Source organism: Chryseolinea lacunae (assembly GCF_016735595.1).
GTDB classification, from domain to species: domain Bacteria; phylum Bacteroidota; class Bacteroidia; order Cytophagales; family Cyclobacteriaceae; genus Chryseolinea; species Chryseolinea lacunae.
This window is the reverse complement of the sequence record NZ_JAERRB010000005.1, coordinates 156,939-174,775: the sequence shown is the minus strand read 5'-3', so window position 1 is coordinate 174,775 and position 17,837 is coordinate 156,939. Positions and strand designations below refer to the sequence as shown.

Genomic DNA, 17,837 nt, shown 5'->3' with positions numbered 1-17,837 from the left:
CTTAAATCAAAAAAGGAAAGGGGAACGGGAGACCTATTTCGCGTACAACGTGGTTTTGTTCAAATCCACCTTGGCAATGTGCTTCATGCGGCTGAGGGGGTCGATCGGGGTCCAGTACTTCACGTAATAGATTTCAATGCTTCGTCCGGACAGATCTTCGCGAAGCTCTGCGAGTGTCGGACCGTTTTCAGGACCCTGGTTGAGGTAGTAAATCCGGTCGTCTCCTTTGAGCTTGAACACAAGGTCATGCTCGCCGGTTTCGAATACGGTCTCCACGGTGCCGTGGGTTTTCAGGGTGTTCTCTGGGGAGGCGGGCGGCACCGGTCTGAAAATAACAGCCAGGCAAACAATCAGCCCCACAAAAATGCTCGAGATCACAATTTTTTTCATCACCATAACACCTAATATTAAACGTTGGGCAAAAGTAACCAATTCATGGAAGAAGAACCGCAACTATTAACGTGTAATTCATTACTAACTTTCGTTAGCAAGCAAAAATATTTAGGGTCTTTTAGGGCAAAGGTTATCTTTTACCAAACTTTATCGTTTAATTTTGCATTCTTGAAATGATAACTAAAACGAAACCGAATGATTTTTATCTGACGTTCAACAATTAAACGCTAAGGAAGAAATTGAAAACATTGTTCACCATCGTATCAGCAGCAATCGCTGCTTACCATTCCAGAAGAACGGTTCAGTTCTTGACTATTGCCTGCACGGTGACCAGGCGACCTCGACCGACACGCTTTGTGCGTATCTGATACCTCCATCACACATTTTGTTGATAAAAAGACGTGGTGTCCAGGACATTACGCCTTTTGTGCTTTTCGCACGGATGCTTTCGTCATAGGTCCATTAATTCTGAAATACATTGGAAAATCATAACCTTATCGTCAGGCTGGCTACAGCCGACGACAAACATTACTCTGAAACCATCACCACGGAGATGGAAGAGTCGGCCAAAGCCCGCGGCACGGGCATTGCCAAGCGCTCACCCGCCTACATCGAAATGAAGATGGAGGAAGGCAAAGCGGTGATCGCCGTCACCGAAGACGGCACCTGGGTTGGGTTCTGCTACATCGAAGCGTGGGAACACGGCAAGTATGTGGCCAACTCGGGCCTCATTGTGGCGCCACCGTTCCGCAAGACGGGTGTGGCCACCGAGATCAAGCAAAAGATCTTCGCGCTTTCGCGTGAAAAATATCCTACGTCAAAAATTTTCGGACTCACCACCGGCCTCGCCGTCATGAAGATCAACTCCGATCTTGGCTACGAGCCCGTGACCTATTCCGAGCTCACGTCTGACGAAGAGTTCTGGAAAGGCTGCAAGAGCTGTGTGAACTACGAAATCCTGATGAGCAAAGGTCGGAAGAACTGTATGTGCACCGCCATGTTGTTCGATCCTGCCGAGGCCGAAGCCAAGCTGAAAGCCGCCGAAGCCAAGGCCGCCAAAGTGCAGGCGCAGGAAGTGAAGAAACCCGAGACCACCACCGTGAGCCCCGAAGGCGAACTGGTGCACCATCGCCACCGCGAGTTCAAAGGAAACCTGAAGCTGTTCGACCGATGGGTTCGCTTCAAGCAGTTTGTGTTGCTCAAATCTTTCCGACGAAAAGACGAAGGCAACGGCGACTCGCCCGACAAGAAGAGATCACTATTAAGTATATTTTTTTGGTAATGCGTCTTGCTTCGCCATTCGAAACGGTTGGAGCGGATGCCTAAAAAACTGACATGAAAAAGAAAGTCGTATTAGCATTTAGCGGAGGACTGGACACATCCTACTGCGTGAAGTATTTGGGAGAAGAAAAGGGATATGAAGTACATACCATCACCGTCAACACCGGCGGGTTTGATGAGAAGGAAATAAAGGAAATTGAAACGCGTGCCCGCAACCTGGGAGTGGCCTCGCACAAGACCGTGGACGAAACACGGAATTATTACGACAAGGTGATCCGTTACCTCATTTATGGAAACGCTCTGAAAAACAACACCTATCCCTTGAGCGTGAGCGCCGAGCGCATGTCGCAGGCGTTGGCCGTGGCCATCTACGCAAAAGAAATCAAGGCCGATGCCGTAGCGCACGGCAGCACGGGTGCTGGCAACGACCAGGTTCGTTTCGACATGATTTTGAACATCCTGGTTCCGGGCATCGAAATCATCACCCCCATACGCGAGCTGAAACTTTCTCGCGAAGAAGAGATCGCCTACCTGAAAAGCAAAGGCGTGAGCATGAACTTCGACAAGGCCATGTACTCCATCAACAAAGGATTGTGGGGAACATCGGTGGGCGGAAAAGAAACGCTGAAGTCGTTGGGCATGTTGCCGGAAGAAGCGTGGCCCACGCAAGTGACAAAGAAAGATCCTGAAACGGTGAAGCTCTCGTTTGTGAAAGGCGAGCTCACCAAAGTGAACGATAAAACCTTCGCCCATCCCACCGAAGCCATTCAACACCTGCAACAGATTGCCGGACCGTTTGGCGTGGGCCGCGATGTGCACGTGGGCGACACCATCATCGGCATCAAGGGCCGTGTTGGATTTGAAGCAGCCGCACCCATGGTGGTGTTGAAGGCGCATCATGCGTTAGAGAAACACGTGCTCACGAAATGGCAACTGAGCTGGAAAGATCAGCTGTCGCAATTCTATGGCAACTGGCTGCACGAAGGTCAATACCTCGACCCCATCATGCGTGACATCGAGGCCTTCCTCACCAGCGCGCAACAAAATGTGACGGGCGATGTGCACGTGCAACTCTATCCCTACAGGTTCCAGGTGCTGGGCATCGAATCGGCCTACGACCTCATGTCGTCGAAGTTCGGAAAGTATGGCGAGATGAACCTCGGCTGGACCGGCGAAGACGTGATGGGCTTCACAAAAATATTTGGCAACCAAGTGGCCATCTATCACCAGGTTAAAGAAGACGTGGATGGCAAATAAACTCAAAGTAGGCATTGTGGGCGGCGCCGGCTACACCGGTGGCGAAACCATTCGCTTGTTGTTGAACCATCCGCACGTGGACCTCGCGTTTGTGCACAGCCGCAGCAATGCGGGCAACCCACTCTATGCGGTGCATCCCGATTTGCTCGGTGACACAGAACTTGCTTTTTCGGATAGCATTCCCGCTGGCGCCGACGTTATCTTTCTGTGTCTTGGACATGGTGAGAGTAAAAAGTTTTTACAAGACAATCCTTTGGATGCAAATGCCAAAGTGATCGACCTGAGCCAGGACTTCCGACTGGGTGAAACCAGTGGCAGCCGTGCTTTTGTCTATGGCCTTCCGGAGTTGAACAAAGCCGCCATTCAGCAAGCCTCCAACATCGCCAACCCCGGTTGTTTTGCAACCGCCATTCAGGTGGGGCTGTTGCCCCTGGCCAAGGCCGGACTGTTGAAGGAAGTGTATGCCACGGGTATCACCGGTTCCACCGGTGCCGGACAAAAGCTTCAAGACACCACGCACTTCACGTGGCGCGCCAACAACATCTCGGCCTATAAAACCCTTACGCATCAGCACCTGAAAGAAATTGGTCGCTCCATTCATCAGCTGCAGGCCGGATTTTCGGAGCCGATAAATTTTGTGCCCTGGCGTGGCGATTTCACACGGGGCATATTTGTGAGCTCGTGCATCACGGTGAACAAATCGCTCGACGAAGTGAAGGCGATCTATCGCGACTTCTATGCGCAGCATCCGTTCACGGTTGTGGCCGACGAGACCATTGACCTGAAGCAGGTGGTGAACACCAACAAGGCGCTGATCTCCCTCGAGAAAGAGGGCGACAAGCTGGTGGTGCACTCGGCCATCGACAATTTGTTGAAGGGCGCGTCCGGTCAGGCTGTTCAGAACATGAACCTTATGTGTGGCCTCGAAGAAACTGCCGGACTGAAATTGAAATCCATTGTATTCTAATACCCTCCCGCGGCCCGTCAGCGTCTGATGTGTGCCGGCGGGAATAACCCTACTGTGAGATGAAATTATTTGATGTATACCCCTTGTTCAACATCACGCCTGTGAAGGCTCAGGGCTCCTGGCTTTGGGACGACAAGGGAGAAAAATACCTGGACTTGTATGGCGGTCATGCCGTGATCTCCATTGGTCATTCGCACCCCCACTATGTGAAAACATTGTCGGACCAATTGAACAAGATTGCGTTTTATTCCAACAGTGTTCAAAATCCACTACAGGAAAAACTGGCGGAAAAGCTTGGGCAACTGTCGGGCTATCCCGACTATCAATTGTTCTTGTGCAACTCGGGTGCCGAAGCAAACGAGAATGCCCTGAAGCTCGCCTCGTTTGTGACAGGTCGCAAGAAAGTGATTGCGTTTACCAAAGCCTTTCACGGCCGCACATCGGGCGCCGTGGCGGCCACAGACAATCCGAAAATCGTAGCCCCCTTCAACGCCGGACACGACATCGTGTTTGTTCCTTTCAACGACGAAGCTGCATTTGAAAAAGCGTTGACCAGCGATGTGGCGGCAGTTATCATCGAAGGTATTCAGGGCGTGGGTGGCATTCAGGTGCCGCACGATTCGTTCCTGCAATTGCTGGACAAGAAATGTCGGGCCAATGGATCGTTGCTTATTCTTGACGAAATTCAATCGGGCTATGGTCGCACAGGAAAATTCTTTGCGCACCAGTTCGCGGGCATACGTCCGCATCTCATCACCACGGCAAAGGGGATGGGCAACGGTTTCCCTGTGGGGGGCCTGCTCATTCAAGGCGACATCAAGCCGTGGGCCGGCATGTTGGGAACAACCTTTGGTGGAAACTACCTGGCCAGCGCTGCATCGCTTGCTGTGCTGGAAGTGATGGAAAATGAAAAGCTGTTGGAGAACGCTGCAAAGCAAGGCGACTACATCATGCAGGAACTTAAGAAGTTTCCGCTGTTGCAGAACCTTCGCGGACGCGGCCTCATGATTGGCTTCGATCTTCCGGAAGAAAAGAAAACCGTGCGCACCGATTTGCTGCTGAAACATAGAGTATTTACCGGTGAAGCCAAGCCCAACGTGATCCGTTTGCTTCCTTCGCTGGCTTTGTCTAAAAACGAAATCGATATTTTCCTTACCGCCCTCAAAGCCGAGTTATGAAAAATTTTATTTCCGCCGCCGATGCGCCCGACATCGAGGGACTTGTGAAGAAGGCCCTTGATTTCAAAAACGATCCCTTCAAAGCAAAAGCGTTGGGAGCGGGCAAGCGCATGGGTCTGTTGTTTCTGAATCCCAGCATGCGCACGCGTCTGAGCACACAAATTGCTGCTCAGAACCTGGGCATGGAAGCCATCGTGTTCAACGTGGGCCAGGATGGTTGGGCGCTGGAGTTTGAAGACGAAGCCATCATGAGCGGCAACACGGTGGAACACGTGAAAGACGCGGCCCCCATTCTCGGAAAATATTTCGATGTGCTGGGCATTCGCACCTTTCCATCGTTGCAAAACAAAACCGACGACTACAGCGAACTCTACATCAATCAATTCATAAAATACGCAGGCATTCCCGTGATCAGCCTGGAGAGCGCGACGCTGCATCCGCTGCAAAGCCTTACCGACGTGATAACAATCATGGAAAACTTCGACACCAAAGTTCGGAAGCCGAAGATTGTGCTGAGCTGGGCGCCTCACGTGAAGTCGTTGCCACAGTGTGTGGCCAACAGTTTCTCGCAATGGATCAATGCGTGGGGTGGTGCAGACTTTGTGATCACACATCCCGAAGACTATGAACTGGACGAACGTTTCACAAAAGGAGCGACCATCACCACAAACCAATCGGAAGCTCTGGAGCAGGCCGACTTTGTGTATGTGAAGAACTGGAGTACCTATGTCGACTATGGTCGCATCTACTGCAACGATCCGCAATGGATGCTCACCAATCAAAAATTGTCACGCACCAACAACGCGAAAGTGATGCACTGTCTTCCCGTGCGCCGCAATGTGGAGTTGAGCGATGAAATTCTGGATGGCCCAAACAGCGTGGTGACCCAACAGGCGTCGAACCGTGTGTGGGCAGCGCAGGCCGTGTTGGCGGAGGTTTTGAAACATAAATCGTAGCTTGAGACGGGAACGATTATGAAAAAACTGTTCATCATCAAGATTGGCGGAAACGTGCTGGACAATCCGGCGGCGTTGGAATCGTTTTTGAAAGACTTTGCGTCGATTGACGCACCCCGTATTCTCATTCACGGCGGCGGAAAAATTGCCACCAAGCTGGGCGAGCAACTGGGCATCGCGGCCAACTATCACAACGGACGGCGCATCACCGACGCACAGACCCTTGATTTGGTGACGATGGTGTATGGCGGGCTCGTGAACAAGCAACTCGTGGCCCAACTGCAACAACTGGGCTGCAACGCCTGGGGTGTGACCGGCGCCGATGGCAACCTGATAAACGCGAAGAAGCGCCCGGTGAAAGACATTGACTACGGCTTTGTGGGCGACATCAAGCCCGAAGGCGTGAACACAAAATTGTTGACGACACTGCTCGACCAAAATGTGGTTCCCGTCTTTGCCCCATTGACACATGCCGATGGAAAAATACTGAACACCAACGCCGACACCATTGCCTCTGTGCTGGCCGTGGCGTTGGGAAAAGTGGCGGATGTGCGTTTGATCTTTTGCTTTGAGAAAAAAGGAGTGCTGCGCGATGTGGCCGACGCCGGTTCGGTGATTCGCCATCTGCCACGCAACCTCTACGACGAATACCTGCCACAAGGCGTGTTTGCCGATGGCATTTTGCCCAAACTTGAAAATGCCTACAACGCGTTGAATGCCGGCGTGAAGGAAGTGTTGATTGGAGAAGCCGGTGACCTGGTGAAAAACACAGGTGCGCAAACGGAAGGTACATTGATAACTTTGTAACCGCTTCGAGATGTTCGCATCCTGAAGCCTGAGAACTATGGAATCATTACACACAGAAGCTACAGCCCTCCTGATGAAACTCATCGCCACGCCTTCTTTCAGCAAGGAAGAAGAAGAGGTGGCGTCGATCATCGAGGATTTTTTGGATCGCCGTGGCGTACACACCTATCGGCGCGCAAACAACGTGTGGGCGAAGAACAAACACTTCAACCCCGACAAACCCACGGTGTTGCTGAACTCGCACCACGACACTGTCCGACCCAACTCGGGTTACACGCGCGACCCCTTCAAACCCGAGATCATCGACGGCAAGCTCTATGGTCTGGGAAGCAACGACGCTGGCGGACCGCTGGTGTCGCTCATCTCCACCTTTCTGCACTACTATAATCGCGCCGACCTGAAATATAACATGGTGATCGCCGCCACGGCCGAAGAAGAAATCTCCGGCACGGGTGGCGTTGAAAGCATCTGGTCGGCCCTCACACCCATCGACTTTGCTATTGTGGGTGAACCCACACTGTGCAACATGGCCACCGCCGAAAAAGGCCTGATGGTGCTCGACTGTCTGGCCAAAGGAAAACCAGGCCACGCGGCCCGCGAAGAAGGCATCAACTCCATCTATGTGGCGTTGCCCGACATCGAATGGTTCCGTACGTATCGTTATGATAAAGTTTCGGAAACATTGGGGCAGATGAAGATGACCGTCACCATCATCAACTCCGGAAGCCAGCACAACGTGGTGCCTGCCGAATGCCGTTTCACAGTGGATGTTCGTGTAACGGATGCTTATACATTGGAAGAAGCCCTCGATATTATCCGCCAGCATGTGTCGTGCGAGGTGACGCCGCGTTCGCTGCGCATGCGCTCGTCGGGCATTGCCCTCGATCATCCGCTGGTGTTGTCGGCGAAGAAGCTGGGACTGGAATTGTATGGCTCGCCCACCACGTCAGACCAGGCGCTCATTCCTGTGCCGTCGGTGAAGATGGGACCGGGCGACTCTGCCCGTTCGCACTCGGCCGATGAGTTTATCTTTGCCCACGAGATTGAACAGGGCATCAGCACCTATATCAAACTTCTCGACAACGTAATCGTGTCATGAAGGCAGCCGGAAAAACTGCGTTGATGCTCATCGATGTGCAACACGGCATAGACGCTGTGGCGCATTGGGGCGGAAACCGGAACAATCCCGAGGCTGAAGAAAATATTGAACGACTGTTGCGTCATTGCCGCGCATTGAACTGTGTCATCGTCATTGTGCAACACGACTCTGTGTCGCCCACGTCGCCGTTCCGTCCGGGACAACGTGGAAACGAATTGAAAGATTTTGTGAACGTGCTGGCCGGCGAAAAGTCGATTCACAAATCGACCACCAGCGCGTTCATGAAAACAGACTTACTTCAGCATCTGCAAACACAAGGTGTGTCAAAGCTCATCATCACGGGCTTTGTCACCAACAACAGCGTGGAAGCCACGGCGCGCATGGCCGGCGAATTTGGGTTCGACACCACCGTGGTGTCTGACGCTACAGCCACCTTCGACAAAGTATTGCTCGACGGCACAAAACAACCGTCGGCTTTGATCCATCAGATATCCTTATCAAATTTGAATGGGGAGTATGCCACCATTGCCACCACGCAGGAAGTGATGGCCGCGCTTCGCCCCGAACATAACCCCACGACCGCATGAAACTCTGGCAAAAAGATAAAAGCTCACTGAAAGAAATTGAACGATTCACCGTGGGCAAAGATCAGGAGATGGACATGTTCCTGGCGCCGTTTGATGTGCTGGGTTCGCTGGCACACATCACCATGCTTGAATCGATCGGCCTGCTCACCGCACAGGAACTGAAAGTTCTTTCGGCCGAGCTGAAGGACATCTACAAACATATTGCTGCCGGCGATTTCAAAGTGGAGGAAGGCGTGGAGGACATTCATTCGCAGGTGGAGTTGGAGCTGACCAAGCGTTGTGGTGAGATCGGCAAAAAGATACACAGCGGCCGCTCGCGCAATGACCAGGTTTTGGTAGACATCAAATTGTTTCTTCGTGCCGAAATCAGAAATGTGGTGGCCGAAGTGCAGCCCCTGTTCGATTTGTTGCTGGAGCAATCCGAAAAACATAAAGCGCATTTGTTGCCGGGCTACACACACCTGCAACTGGCCATGCCGTCGTCGTTTGGGTTGTGGTTTGGTGCCTATGCCGAAAGCCTTGTGGACGATGTGATCACGTTGCAGGCGGCCTACCGGGTGGCAAACAAAAACCCGTTGGGATCGGCTGCGGGCTATGGCTCTTCCTTTCCCCTGAACCGCACCATGACCACCGTGTTGCTGGGCTTTGAATCGCTTAACTACAACGTGGTGTATGCGCAGATGGGGCGTGGAAAAACTGAGCGCATCGTGGCCAGTGCCCTGGGCAACATTGCGGCCACGCTGGCCAAGTTGTCTATGGATGCCTGTCTGTTTCTGAACCAGAACTTTGGGTTCGTCAGCTTTCCCGACGAACTCACCACAGGTTCCAGCATTATGCCGCACAAGAAGAACCCCGATGTGTTTGAACTGATCCGCGCGCGCTGCAATCAACTGCAGGCATTGCCCAATGACATTGCGTTGGCTACGGCCAATTTGCCTTCGGGCTATCACCGCGACATGCAGCTGTTGAAAGAAGTTTTGTTCCCGGCCATCCAAAACCTGAAAGACTGTTTGCGCATGGCACACCTCATGCTTTCGAACATCAAGGTGCAGGAGAATATTCTGGCCGACGAGAAATACAAGTTCCTGTTCAGCGTGGAGGAAGTGAACAAACTGGTGCTGTCGGGCACACCCTTCCGCGATGCCTACAAGAAGGTGGGGATGGACATTGAACTCGGGCAATATCACCCCGCCGCCATGGTGCAACACACGCACGAGGGCAGCATTGGCAACCTGTGTCTTCCTGAAATCCGCCAGGCCATGCAACAGGCCGTGAGCAGTTTCCAATTCGAAACGGTAGACGTGAAACTGGAAGCCCTCGTCCGCGGATAACAACGATATTTTTTCTTTCCGACGGACCAAAAAAAATCCGTTGTGGTGAATCCTTTGCGGGAGGTTTCGGGTTATTTGGGTAACATTACCATACAAAAGAAATCCGCATGGCGCCCCATACGTTGCTTATCATCATTCTCGCGATCACGGTTGTGAACTATGTGTTCGACCAGTTCCTGGACTACCTTAACCTGAAGTCGCAACGCACCGACATTCCGAAGGAAATCGAAGCGTTCTATGAGAAGGAAAAATACCTCAAGTCATTGGCCTATCACCGCGAACTCACCCGGTTTTCATTTCTTACCTCGGCCTTCAGTTTTGTGTTGTCGCTGGGGATGTTGCTGAGTGGTGGCTTTGGCTGGATCGATGGTCAACTTCGTCCTTTTATCGAAAATGAAATTGTTCTGGCGCTGGTGTTTTTTGGCGTTCTCATGCTGGCCTCCGACATTCTCACCATTCCGTTTCAGTGGTATGGCACGTTTGTGATCGAAGAAAAATATGGATTCAATAAAACCACAGTCAAAACGTTTATTGCCGACAAGCTGAAAGGTTATTTCCTTGGCGCCATTGTTGGTGGAGGTTTGCTCGCCGCATTGATCTACCTCGTTCAACTGGTCGGTCCCGATTTCTGGATCTGGTTTTCTATCCTGGCGGCAGTGTTCATTCTGGTGGTGAACATGTTTTATACATCGCTCATCTTGCCCATGTTCAACACACTCACCCCACTGCCGGAAGGAGAGTTGAAAAGTGCCATCGAGAAGTTTGCCACCAAAGTAAATTTCCCGCTCGATAACATCTTCGTTATCGATGGCTCGAAGCGTTCAAAGAAAGCTAATGCATTTTTTTCGGGCATCGGCAAAAAGAAAAAGATTGTGCTTTATGATACGCTCATCGACAACCACACCACAGAAGAGCTTGTGGCGGTGTTGGCACATGAGGTGGGACACTTCAAAAAGAAACACATCATCGTGGGCTATATTCTTTCGGTGGTGCAAATTGTGTTCACGCTGTTTGTGTTGTCGCGCATGATCGGAAGCGAGAACGTGTCGCTGGCTTTGGGCGGAACGCGGTTGGCCATTCACCTCAACCTGCTGGCGTTTGGCATTTTGTTTTCGCCCATCTCGTTTGTTACGGGATTGTTGATGCACCTCTATAGCCGCAAAAATGAATACGAAGCCGATGCCTACGCCCGCGAGACCTTTGATGGCAACGCGTTGGCCAGTGCGTTGAAGCGACTTTCGGTCGATAGCCTGAGTGATCTCTATCCACATCCGTGGTATGTGTTCTTTCATTATTCGCATCCGCCGTTGCTTAGTCGTTTGCACGCTTTAGATGAACCTGCCCGATGAAGAACACACCGATTGCCACCTATGTTTTGATGGGCCTTAACCTTCTGGCCTATGCCGCGCTGGCGTTTCATCAGCAAAACCCCATGCTCGACGCGCCGGCCGATGTCCTGGCCACTTTGCACACGGGAGCCAACTTCAATCCGTTCACATTGGGAGGCGAACCGTGGCGATTGATCACGTCCATGTTTTTGCATTTCGGTGTCATTCATTTGTTGATGAACATGTATGCGCTCTATGTGCTGGGCAACGATCTGGAGCCGGCCATCGGCAGCGTGCGTTTCACGCTGGTGTATTTTATCTGTGGCATCGGAGCGGGGTTGGCCAGCTTGCTTTTTAATCTCTATGCCAACAGCGCCGGCGCCTCGGGTGCATTGTTTGGACTGTTTGGTTATCGGCTGGGGGCGGAGCTCATTGGAAGTTATCACGATAGGCAACGGCTCAGCACGGTCATCATCAACTTTATCATCTTCGTGGTCGTGAACACGTTCATTTCGCTGAGCTTCAGTGTTGACCTCGCGGCGCACGTGGGGGGATGTGTGGTGGGGTTGGCGTTGGCGGTGCTTCATTTCAGATTTAAAGTGCTTTACGATAGCCGTATGCTGGCCGTGGTGTTGTTGGTTTTTCCGCTCACGTTGTTTGCCCTGCCAAAAGATGAGGTTCGCTACTACCAGCTATTCCAGCGGGTGTTGGGAAACGAGAACAGGACCAGCAATCTTTTTCGGGATGTGCGCAGCGATGAGGCGTTGGCCGACAGCCTTCACGGCGTTCTGGCTACCTGGAAAAACATTCAACAGAATTTACATGCGTTGCCCGCAGTACCCGCCGAGCTGGCATATGATACCGCCGTACTGAAACAATACATCGCCGTGCGCGAAGATGAGACGGCGTATCGCATCAACCTCATCGAACGCGAGTCGTATGTGTACATGGACAGCCTGGAGGTAGTGAAAGAAAGGTTCAATAACATTCCACCGTTGCAGCACATTTTGAACTTCACACTGTCCGACGCGGTGGAACCTCCCGACACCACGGCGCGCAAAGGCCCGGCGTTGGAGATGAAGAAAGTTTTTTTCGACGCGGCCTGGAAAGAAACCGACGACCCCAACACATCGGAGTATTATCGCATTGGCACTGTGGACTCTGCCGGCAGGTGGCAGGGCGGCGTGCGCGACTATTATCGCGACGGCACCATCCAGATGAAAGGCGTGTATGACAAGGGCATGAAGAGCGGTATCTTTTTATATTACTCCAACCGTGGCACCTACACGTCGGCAGGGCGTTATGTAAAGGAAGAGTCGGTGGGGCGGTGGGAAGTCTATCATTGGAACGGTGTGCTGGAAAGCGAGGTCTTCTACAACGGAGAGGCTTATGTGCGCAGCCTGTGGGATTCGCTGGGGCGACAGCAGGTGCAAAATGGAAAAGGAAAAGTGGTGCACTGGTATGCCGATGGACAAGTTTCGGAAGAAGGAACATATGAGAATGGGAAGCGCGAAGGCGACTGGTACGGCTATCATCCCAACGGCAAACTGTATTACCGCGAACTCTATCGCAACAACCGGCTTGTTCGCGGAGTGTCTGAAGATCGCGAGGGCAAACGTTATGTCTACGATCAAACGAGCTTCTATGCCTTTCCTGTAAAGGGCATGGCGGAATTCAATAAATATCTTTTTCTTCAAACACGAAAGCCTGATTTCAGAGGCGGCACGGTGAAGTTGATTTTCAACGTGGGCCTCGACGGCGCGATGTGGGATTTTGTGGTGATGGAAGGCATCTCGCCGGCGCACGATGCCGAAGCGATCAGGCTTGTCAAGGAAGGACCCGCATGGCGGCCCGGACTTTTGCACGGTCACCAGAAGCAGCCGTCGCAAGGCTATGTGGAAGTTACCTTTTGATCTGTTTGAAATCTTTAAACCTCAACCATACGCATCGCCATGCAACGCCGACAATTCATTCAAACCACGGCGGCCGCCACAGTGGGACTTGCCACCGCGCCGCTCATCAAAGTTCTGGGAAAGGATAAAAAGTATAGCACCGCGCTCATCGGCTCCGGCTGGTGGGGTGGCAACATCCTGCGCTGTGCCATGCAATCGGGCCAATGCAAAATTGTGGGCCTCTGCGATGTGGACACAACCCAGCTCAACACAACGCTGGATGAAGTGAAGAAGCTCACCGGCGACACACCAAAGCTCTATCGCGACTTTCGCGAACTGCTGGCGAAAGAGAAACCCGAGATTGTGATTGTGGCCACGCCCGACCACTGGCATCCGCTCATTGCCATTGCGGCCATGCAAGCGGGCGCGCACGTGTATGTGGAGAAGCCCGTGTGCCACACCATCAACGAAGGCAAAGCCATGGTGAAAGCGGCCCGCGACACGCAGCGCATCGTGCAGGTGGGAACACACCGTCGCGTGTCGCCGCACAACGTGTCGGGCATGGAGTTTCTGAAATCGGGCAAGGCCGGAAAGATCGGGTCGGTGAGAGCCTTCGTGCATTATCCCGGTGGCCCCGGCGCCAAAACTCCCGACAGCGAAGCACCATCCACACTCGACTGGAACATGTGGTGTGGCCCTGCGCCGCTGCGGCCCTACAACAAGACCATGCATCCAAAGGGTTTCCGCTCATACCTCGACTATGCCAACGGCACACTGGGCGACTGGGGCATTCACTGGATGGATCAGATCCTGTGGTGGACAGAAGAAAAACATCCGAAGAAAGTATACTCCACCGGCGGCCGCTTCATCCGGCAAGACAACACCGATGCGCCCGACACACAGAACGTGATCTTTCAATTTGAATCGTTCACCGCGTCGTGGGAGCATCGCCAGTATGCGGGCAACGAAGCGGAGAAGACCAACATCGGTTGTTACTTCTATGGCACCGAGGGCACCTTCCACATGGGATGGCTCGATGGCTGGACGTTCTATCCTTCCGACACAAAAAAGCAAATCATTCATCAGGATCCCAAGCTCGACATGCCCGATCAACAGAACATTGCCGCGCTGTGGACCGATTTCATGAACGCTATCAAGACAAACAAACTTCCCGTATGCGACATTGAAATCGGACAACGTTCCACCAACATGAGCCTGCTGGGCATGCTGAGCCTGAAGCTGGGACGCGGTGTGGATTGGGATGGAGAGAAGGGCGTGATCAGGAACGATGCGGAAGCGAATGCGTTGTTAAGCAGAGCTTATCGCGGAGAATGGAAATATCCACAACTATAAAAATCATCCTTTAAAATAAAAGGCGCGAAGATGAAAGGTGCAGTATAAACGCTGCATAACCTTTCGTCTTCGCGCCTCTTCTTTTTCGAGGACTATTTCTTTTCTTCTTTCAGCGTCCACACCAGACTGCCCAGCAGCACCAGCAGCATCACCCACGACGAAGCGGTGGTGATTTTGTTACCCGTGATGTAGGCATCGGGTTCGAACTTAAATTCTACGGTGTGCTTTCCGGCGGGAATGGCCAACGCGCGCAGCACATAGTTGGCGCGAACAATGTCGGCGGCTTTGCCATCGATGGTCGCTTTCCATCCATTGGCATAGTAGATCTCCGAGAACAGTGCGAACACATTTTGCTGCGACTGGCTTTCGTACTTCAACCGGTTTGGGGTGTGCTCGGTCAGCGCAATGGTGGCCGAACTGTCGGCGGTGAAGGGTGATACTTTGAATTTCGAACCGTCTACCACTGCGGTGTGGCGCGTATCGATCGAACAGGTTTTGGCCAGCTCTTCGTTGGGCGAGTTCACGGTCACCACGTCGTCTACAAACCAGGCGTTGCCAAGTGCGGCGCGGTTTGGAATGATGTTGTCGCGTTTCGGTCCGTATACCAGGTATTTAATGTTCAGCATGTTGATGACGCCGCGTTTTTCAAGGTCAAATTTTCCCGCCTGTGCATCCTGGATAAAGGCGTTGGTTTCGTTGAACAAACACGAGTCATACAAATCCATATAGCGACGCAGCTTTGCGCCGTGATAGCCGCCGATGGAATTGTGGAAGTAAGACGTGTGCGCTTCACTGGTGAAGGCGCCGGGCTGAATGTTATACACTCTGTAGAACCCCTTGTCCTGGGCGATGGCCTGGTCGGCTTCGGTCATGGCGAAGAAAGTGTCTTCGCGCTTGCGCTGATAGTTGTCTTTGCCAAGATAGCGGCTGTCCACCACGGCGAGGTCGAGGGTGACGATGGCGATGAGGAACGCATAGAAGGCTACCGTCGAAATCTTGTTCCACACTTCGAAGTAGATCACCACAAAGGCAAGTCCGATAAAGATGAACGAGCGCAGCGCATCGCTTCTGAAAAGGCTCTTGCGATCGTCGGCCAACGCGCTCACAAACCACGGTGGCAATTGGCCTTCGCCTTCCTTGATAAATCCAAACATGCCCGCGCCAAGCCACAACAGCAGACACACACCACCGGTTGATGCAAAGGCGATGAGCAGTTTTTTCTTGGTTTCCTTTGTCAAACCTTTCTGCATGATCTTCTCCAGGCCGAGCAGGCCCAGCAACGGCGCGGCAAACATGAACATGACGAGCGTGAAAGTGACCGACCTGAATTTGTTATAGCCGGGCAGGTAATCAAACAGGAAGTAGTTGAACGTTTCAAAGTTTTTGCCCCAGCTGAGAATGATGCCCAGCGCGGCCACGATGGTGAGCCACAACACGTATTTTTTATCCGCGAAGGCGATGCCCAGCGCGAAGAGGAAAACGATGATGGCACCGGCATAGTAAGGCGCAGTGAGGCCGTCTTGTGGACCCCAGTAGGCCGACGTGTAGCTGGCCAGTTGATTGGCCGTTTGTTCATCGCCCGAACGCGACAGTGCCGTATAGACTTCGCTCTTCTGATCGCGCACCAGGTAGTCGCCGGTGCTGCCGCCATAGAAATTTGGAACGAGCAACACCATGGGTTCAAGAATGCCATTGCTGTAGCCAAAGGCATATTCTTTGGCAAGACCGCTTCCGTTTTCACCGGTGGTGGCGGGCGACACCAGCTCCGACTTGCCACGGGTAGAGTAGGCGCTGTATTCCGTCACGGCCCACAGCGGTCCGAGGAAGGTGCCCACGCCGATGGCCGCTGCCACAATCAACAGACCAACGGTTTTTCCGAACTCCACCAATGCGCCGGTCTTCACGGCCTGAACCAGTTGAATCACTCCATAGACGAGCACGATCAACAGCATGTAGTACGTAATCTGCAAGTGATTTTCGCGGAAGTGCAACGCCATGGCCGCGGTGGTCACACCAAAGCCAAGGAAGCGCTTGCCCGAAAACGCGAGGTGAATGCCCGCGATCACAAGCGGCATGAAGGCAATGGCACCGATGCGCCCGTTGTGACCCGCGCTCAACCCGATGATCATGTAGGACGACAACCCGAAGGCCACCGCTCCGGCAATGGCCAGGTAGGGTCTGACACCAAAGGCCAACAACAAAATGTAGTAGCTGAGAAAAGCCAGATAGATGTTGCAGACAGGGTGGGGCAGCCTGAAGCTGAGTATGCTTTTGAGATAGGCCACCGCCGTGTTGCCCCATTGCACGTTCACCAGATAGGCCGGCATGCCGCTGAACATGGCTTCTGTCCAAAGGGGTTCTTCGCCTGTTTTTTCGCGATAGTCGCGCGATGCTTTCGACGATCCTTCCCATTGCTGGATGTCGTGCTGCGCGATCACCTTATGATCGAAAAACACCGGGTTAAAAAAGAAAAACGTCACGATCAGGAAAACACCGATGGCCAGGCCATGCGGAAGGACGTCTTTGGCGAAGTTTATTTTTTTCATGAAATGGATTAAAGAGTGCAAAATAAGCAGGAAGTGGCAAAGTCGGAAAGCGCAGACGATGGAATGTCGGGGCCATTACGCCAGCGGCAACCCCCCGAATTCAGAGTCAGACAGGTGTTAAAGGTGGTCTTTCAGAATATTCACCCCGGCCACCAAAATCAGCACGGCGGTGATGCGCTTGATGTAGATGGCATTGAAACGCCTCGCGCCTAGTCGGGAGCCGATTTGGCCACCCGCCAGCACCGCGATCAGCAGCGGAAGCACAAACGCCCAGGGAATGGCCACCGACCGCGCCAGCTGCCCTGCCAGACCACTGATGGAGTTCACCAGAATGAACATGCTGGCCAGCGCCGATATCTTTTTGGCTTCGTCCCATTTGATGAGGTGCAGCAACGGCGACAGAAAAATGCCACCACCAATGCTCACCAGCCCCGACAGAAACCCAACGCCTCCTCCCAACCCTGCGGTGAGAACAGGCGACGCGTCGCGATGCGTTATTGATTCACTCCCCTGAAACCACAACAGCACGGCAGCAATGATCAGCAGCGTGCCGAGGATGATGAAGAACGGGCCTTCACCGATTTTCCAAAATCCGCCGAGAAACGCTGCTGGAATAGAGGCCGCCAGAAACGGCCAGCTTTTCTTCAGATCAAGTTTCCCTTCTTTAAAAAATATCCAGGTGCCACCCGTCACCACCACAATGTTGCAGAGCAGGGCGGTGGGGCGCATCACTTCGAAGTTAACCTGCATCACCGCCAGCAAGGCCAGATAGCTTGTGCCTCCTCCAAAACCAACGGAGGCATAGACCAGGGCGATAACAAAAAAACTGATGATGAGAATGATGAGGGTTTGATCCATACGT

At 52.8% G+C, this 17,837-nt stretch carries 15 protein-coding genes; 12 read left to right on the top strand and 3 right to left on the bottom strand.

What is annotated here, in order from left to right:
* Positions 1-33 precede the first annotated feature (33 nt).
* Positions 34-396 (bottom strand): hypothetical protein, encoded by a 363-nt coding sequence (locus JI741_RS16295; protein WP_236676108.1) that lies wholly within the window; start codon positions 394-396, stop codon positions 34-36.
* Between the two features lie 475 nt (positions 397-871).
* Here JI741_RS16295 and JI741_RS16290 point away from each other — a divergent pair, with 475 nt between their 5' ends.
* The 12 genes from JI741_RS16290 (at position 872) to JI741_RS16235 (ending at position 14,429) form a co-directional block, all read left to right on the top strand.
* On the top strand, positions 872-1,675 hold the full coding sequence (locus JI741_RS16290; RefSeq protein ID WP_202011418.1) for a GNAT family N-acetyltransferase: 804 nt from the start codon (positions 872-874) through the stop codon (positions 1,673-1,675).
* Between the two features lie 53 nt (positions 1,676-1,728).
* Entirely contained in the window at positions 1,729-2,931 is a 1,203-nt protein-coding gene (gene argG, locus JI741_RS16285) for an argininosuccinate synthase (protein ID WP_202011416.1), read from the top strand.
* Positions 2,921-3,898: an N-acetyl-gamma-glutamyl-phosphate reductase gene (argC, locus tag JI741_RS16280; RefSeq protein ID WP_202011414.1), complete on the top strand. Its 978-nt coding sequence runs from the start codon at positions 2,921-2,923 to the stop codon at positions 3,896-3,898. Before argG ends, argC begins: the two co-directional genes overlap by 11 nt.
* 59 nt (positions 3,899-3,957) lie before the next feature.
* Entirely contained in the window at positions 3,958-5,076 is a 1,119-nt protein-coding gene (locus tag JI741_RS16275) for an aspartate aminotransferase family protein (protein WP_202011413.1), read from the top strand.
* Positions 5,073-6,032 carry an N-acetylornithine carbamoyltransferase gene (locus JI741_RS16270; RefSeq protein WP_202011411.1) on the top strand — a complete coding sequence of 320 codons (960 nt, stop codon included), beginning with the start codon at positions 5,073-5,075 and terminating at the stop codon, positions 6,030-6,032. The genes JI741_RS16275 and JI741_RS16270 overlap by 4 nt, the downstream gene beginning before the upstream one ends.
* A gap of 18 nt (positions 6,033-6,050) precedes the next feature.
* Entirely contained in the window at positions 6,051-6,839 is a 789-nt protein-coding gene (gene argB / locus JI741_RS16265; protein ID WP_202011409.1) for an acetylglutamate kinase, read from the top strand.
* Positions 6,840-6,876: 37 nt separating this feature from the next.
* Positions 6,877-7,938, top strand: coding sequence for a M20 family metallo-hydrolase (locus JI741_RS16260; protein ID WP_202011407.1), 1,062 nt, complete (start codon positions 6,877-6,879; stop codon positions 7,936-7,938).
* Positions 7,935-8,525 (top strand): cysteine hydrolase family protein, encoded by a 591-nt coding sequence (locus JI741_RS16255; RefSeq protein ID WP_202011405.1) that lies wholly within the window; start codon positions 7,935-7,937, stop codon positions 8,523-8,525. The genes JI741_RS16260 and JI741_RS16255 overlap by 4 nt, the downstream gene beginning before the upstream one ends.
* Complete coding sequence (gene argH / locus JI741_RS16250) at positions 8,522-9,856, top strand: argininosuccinate lyase (protein ID WP_202011403.1); 1,335 nt, start codon at positions 8,522-8,524, stop codon at positions 9,854-9,856. The genes JI741_RS16255 and argH overlap by 4 nt, the downstream gene beginning before the upstream one ends.
* 107 nt (positions 9,857-9,963) lie before the next feature.
* A complete protein-coding gene (locus tag JI741_RS16245) occupies positions 9,964-11,205 on the top strand; it encodes a M48 family metallopeptidase (RefSeq protein WP_202011401.1) in 1,242 nt (413 codons plus the stop codon).
* A complete protein-coding gene (locus JI741_RS16240; RefSeq protein WP_202011399.1) occupies positions 11,202-13,097 on the top strand; it encodes a rhomboid family intramembrane serine protease in 1,896 nt (631 codons plus the stop codon). Before JI741_RS16245 ends, JI741_RS16240 begins: the two co-directional genes overlap by 4 nt.
* Positions 13,098-13,136: 39 nt before the next feature.
* Positions 13,137-14,429 carry a Gfo/Idh/MocA family protein gene (locus JI741_RS16235; protein ID WP_202011391.1) on the top strand — a complete coding sequence of 431 codons (1,293 nt, stop codon included), beginning with the start codon at positions 13,137-13,139 and terminating at the stop codon, positions 14,427-14,429.
* A 92-nt stretch (positions 14,430-14,521) separates the two neighbouring features.
* Here the strand turns inward: JI741_RS16235 and JI741_RS16230 are convergent, their stop codons facing one another.
* Both JI741_RS16230 and JI741_RS16225 read right to left on the bottom strand, forming a co-directional pair.
* Positions 14,522-16,975 (bottom strand): YfhO family protein, encoded by a 2,454-nt coding sequence (locus JI741_RS16230; RefSeq protein WP_202011389.1) that lies wholly within the window; start codon positions 16,973-16,975, stop codon positions 14,522-14,524.
* Between the two features lie 117 nt (positions 16,976-17,092).
* Entirely contained in the window at positions 17,093-17,833 is a 741-nt protein-coding gene (locus tag JI741_RS16225) for a sulfite exporter TauE/SafE family protein (protein WP_202011387.1), read from the bottom strand.
* Positions 17,834-17,837: the final 4 nt, after the last annotated feature.

Coding starts and splice junctions, on each gene's coding strand:
- argC (WP_202011414.1), top strand. CDS start 2,921: ATGGCAAATAAACTCAAAGTAGGCATTGTGGGCGGCGCCGGCTACACC.
- JI741_RS16230 (WP_202011389.1), bottom strand. CDS start 16,975: ATGAAAAAAATAAACTTCGCCAAAGACGTCCTTCCGCATGGCCTGGCC.
- JI741_RS16240 (WP_202011399.1), top strand. CDS start 11,202: ATGAAGAACACACCGATTGCCACCTATGTTTTGATGGGCCTTAACCTT.
- JI741_RS16270 (WP_202011411.1), top strand. CDS start 5,073: ATGAAAAATTTTATTTCCGCCGCCGATGCGCCCGACATCGAGGGACTT.
- JI741_RS16275 (WP_202011413.1), top strand. CDS start 3,958: ATGAAATTATTTGATGTATACCCCTTGTTCAACATCACGCCTGTGAAG.
- JI741_RS16225 (WP_202011387.1), bottom strand. CDS start 17,833: ATGGATCAAACCCTCATCATTCTCATCATCAGTTTTTTTGTTATCGCC.
- JI741_RS16295 (WP_236676108.1), bottom strand. CDS start 396: ATGGTGATGAAAAAAATTGTGATCTCGAGCATTTTTGTGGGGCTGATT.
- JI741_RS16245 (WP_202011401.1), top strand. CDS start 9,964: ATGGCGCCCCATACGTTGCTTATCATCATTCTCGCGATCACGGTTGTG.
- argB (WP_202011409.1), top strand. CDS start 6,051: ATGAAAAAACTGTTCATCATCAAGATTGGCGGAAACGTGCTGGACAAT.
- JI741_RS16260 (WP_202011407.1), top strand. CDS start 6,877: ATGGAATCATTACACACAGAAGCTACAGCCCTCCTGATGAAACTCATC.
- JI741_RS16235 (WP_202011391.1), top strand. CDS start 13,137: ATGCAACGCCGACAATTCATTCAAACCACGGCGGCCGCCACAGTGGGA.
- JI741_RS16255 (WP_202011405.1), top strand. CDS start 7,935: ATGAAGGCAGCCGGAAAAACTGCGTTGATGCTCATCGATGTGCAACAC.
- argH (WP_202011403.1), top strand. CDS start 8,522: ATGAAACTCTGGCAAAAAGATAAAAGCTCACTGAAAGAAATTGAACGA.
- argG (WP_202011416.1), top strand. CDS start 1,729: ATGAAAAAGAAAGTCGTATTAGCATTTAGCGGAGGACTGGACACATCC.